The organism is Acidovorax sp. KPB24-03 (genome assembly GCF_057546605.1).
In genome coordinates, this window is the sequence record NZ_BAAJYR010000446.1 from 1 (window position 1) to 2,722 (window position 2,722).

The 2,722-nt window shown below is 70.3% G+C and carries 1 protein-coding gene and 1 pseudogene; one reads left to right on the forward strand and one right to left on the reverse strand.

From position 1 onward, the window contains the following. The coding region (locus AC27KI_RS22345; protein ID WP_487115905.1) for an RNB domain-containing ribonuclease at positions 1 to 2,457 on the reverse strand (2,457 nt) is incomplete at its 3' end. Between the two features lie 83 nt (positions 2,458 to 2,540). Here AC27KI_RS22345 and AC27KI_RS22350 point away from each other — a divergent pair. Then, positions 2,541 to 2,722: pseudogene (locus AC27KI_RS22350) on the forward strand (polymerase); the annotation flags it as partial.

The following is a 2,722-nucleotide window of genomic DNA, read 5'->3' on the forward strand; positions in this document are numbered from 1 at the left end:
GGCGAACAGGCCGCCCAGCACGGCGCGGTAGTCGTTCAGAACGGGATAGTCGCGGTTCTGGAACAGGGTGGTGGCCGTCAGCGCCTGCTGCTCGCCCGCGATGCGCCCGCCCGCGATGCCCCCGCCCAGCACCCACATCACGCTGCCGTGGCCGTGGTCGGTGCCGCGGTTGCCGTTCTCGCGGAAGGTGCGGCCGAACTCGCTGATGGCGACGACCGTGGTGCGGTTCCACGCCGGCCCCATCTCGTCGGCGAAGGCCGCGAGGCCCCGGCCCAGCTCCTCGAAGCGGTTGGCCAGCGCGCCCGTAGCGTTGCCCTGGCCCACGTGCGTGTCCCACCCGCCCACGTCCACGAAGCCAAGGTTGTAGCGCGACTGCATCAGCCGGGCCATGCGGCGCGCCGTGCCTTCGAAGCCCTTGGTGCTCAGCGCGTTGCGGCTAGCGGCATCCATCTCGCCCTGCATGGTGCGCGCCACCTCGTCGCGCGTCTGAAAGCCCTCGGCCACGGCGGCGGCCAGCGGCGTGCCCCCGTACATCGAGGCGATCAGCCCGGCCTGCCGATCGTCGATGCCAGGCTTGGCCGCGCCCGCGGCGCCCAGGGCGGTGTTGGGCACGTCATAGCCGCCACGCAGCACCAGCGGCAGCGTGTCGGCCCGCACGAGGAAGCTCCCCCCGGGGCCTTCCTTGAACACGGTGGCCTCGATCTCCGCGATGCCGTTCTGCTGCAGGTACTGCAGCGTCCAGAAGCGCTCCATGCCGGCCTGGTAGCCGTTGTAGGCGCTGTAGGCCGCATCGAAGCTGCTGATGACGGAGAACAGGTCCGCGTCCTTGGGCTTGAACGGCGCGGCCAGCGCGGCGGTCTTGCCGTGGCGCACGCACGCGATGATCTGCCACTGGTTCACCAGGTCCACGTAGCGGCGCAGCGGCGAGGTCGCCCAGGCGTAGCTCTTGACGCCGATGCCCGCGTGCGGCAGCGCCTTGGTGCCCATGCGCACCTTCACGCCGGGCGCCAGGCTGGCCTGGCTGCGGTAGATGCCGGGCACGCCGTGGTCGGCCAGCAGGCCGCCCCAGGTGCTGTTGGCCACGATGGCGGCCTCGGCCACGATCAGGTCCAGCGGGGCGCCGCGCCGGCGCGTGGTGATCGAGACGGTCTCGCGGCCCTGCGGCTCGGCGCCGTCGTTGCCGGTGAGGCGGAAGTTGTAGTCCGGCCGGTTGAAGGTCTCGGGCTTGCCGCGCACCACCTCGCGCTGGGCCTTGAGGCTTTGGGCCAGGCGGTACAGAAACGATAGCTGCCCGCGCAGCTCCAGCAAGCGCTGGGGGGCTTCCGGGGCCTGCACCGTGGGGTCGGTCAGCCAGGCTTCGGTGACGATGTGGTCCAGCTGGTCGTGGCGCAGGTTGGCCGCCACGGGCACGCGTTCCAGCTTGGTTTCGGTGCCGGTGACTTCGAGCGTGGCCTCGTCGATGGTCACGTAGAGCGACACGGCCGGGTTGGCGCGGCCTTCGTCCAGGGTGTAGATCTTCACCACCTCGTCGGGCAGCATGGTGATCTTGTAGCCGGGCATGTACACCGTGGACAGGCGGTTGCGCCCCAGCTGGTCGAGCGGCGTGCCCGGCACGATGGCCAGGCCCGGCGCCGCGATGTGGATGCCCAGCACCACGGTGCCCGTACCCAGGCCCTGCACCGACAGCGCGTCGTCGATCTCGGTCGTCTGGGAGTCGTCGATGGAATACGCCTGCACGGGCGCCAGCGGCAGGTCCTCGGGCGGCTGCGGCGCGGTGATCGCCGCAAAGCCCGTGCCCTTGGGAAAGTTGTCGAACAGGAAGCGCTTCCAGTGGAACTGGTAGGCCGAGTCGATGGCGCCGGCCCGCTGCAGCAGATCGAGCGGGGGCAGGTGGGTGGCGCGGCTGGCCTCCACCACGGCCTTGTACTCGGGCGCGTTCTTGTCGGGGCGGAACAGGATCTTGTAGAGCTGCTCGCGGATGGGCTGCGGGCATTCGCCCCGGCCGAGTTGCTCGGCCCAGTCGGCGATCTGCTGCAGCACGAGCTTCTTTTTCTCGATGGCGGCCAGCGCCTGCTGCAGGATCTCGGCCGGCGCCTTCTTGAAGCGGCCCTTGCCCGCGCGGCGGAAGTAGTGCGGCGCCTCGTACAGCGCGAACAGCGCGCCGGCCTGCTGGACGAGGGTGGCGTTCTCGGAGAAATAGTCCCGCGCCAGGTCGGCGAAGCCGAATTCGTCCTCGGGGGCGAACTCCCAGGCCAGGTCGAGCTCGATCGACGCGGCCACGGCCTGCGCCTGGGCGAGCATCTCGGCCGGGGCGGGTTTTTCGAACCGGATCAGCAGGTGGGCGGCCTTGACCTTCACCCGTTTGCCCGAGTCGAGCTCGATCTGGGCGGAGCTTTCGGCCTCGGAAAGGATGCGTCCGGCGAGAAATTTGCCGGCTTCTTCAAACAATGCATGCATGGGCGGGATTGTCCCATGGGCGCCCGAGGGGCCGACCGGACGGCCCTGCCTATGATCGGCCCTTTGCCTTGGCCAACCGCCCCATGCCTTTGTTCAACGCTTTTGCCGCCGCGCTGGCCACCGTGGCCGTGGCGCTGCCGTTCCTGTTCGCGCACACCCAGGCGCCGCTGTCCAATTTCTGGCCGCTGATGGTGTCGGGCGCGTGCGCCCTCGTGCTGGCGGGCCTGGCGATCAGCGCGGCCCGGGTGCCGCCGGCCCGGGGCGG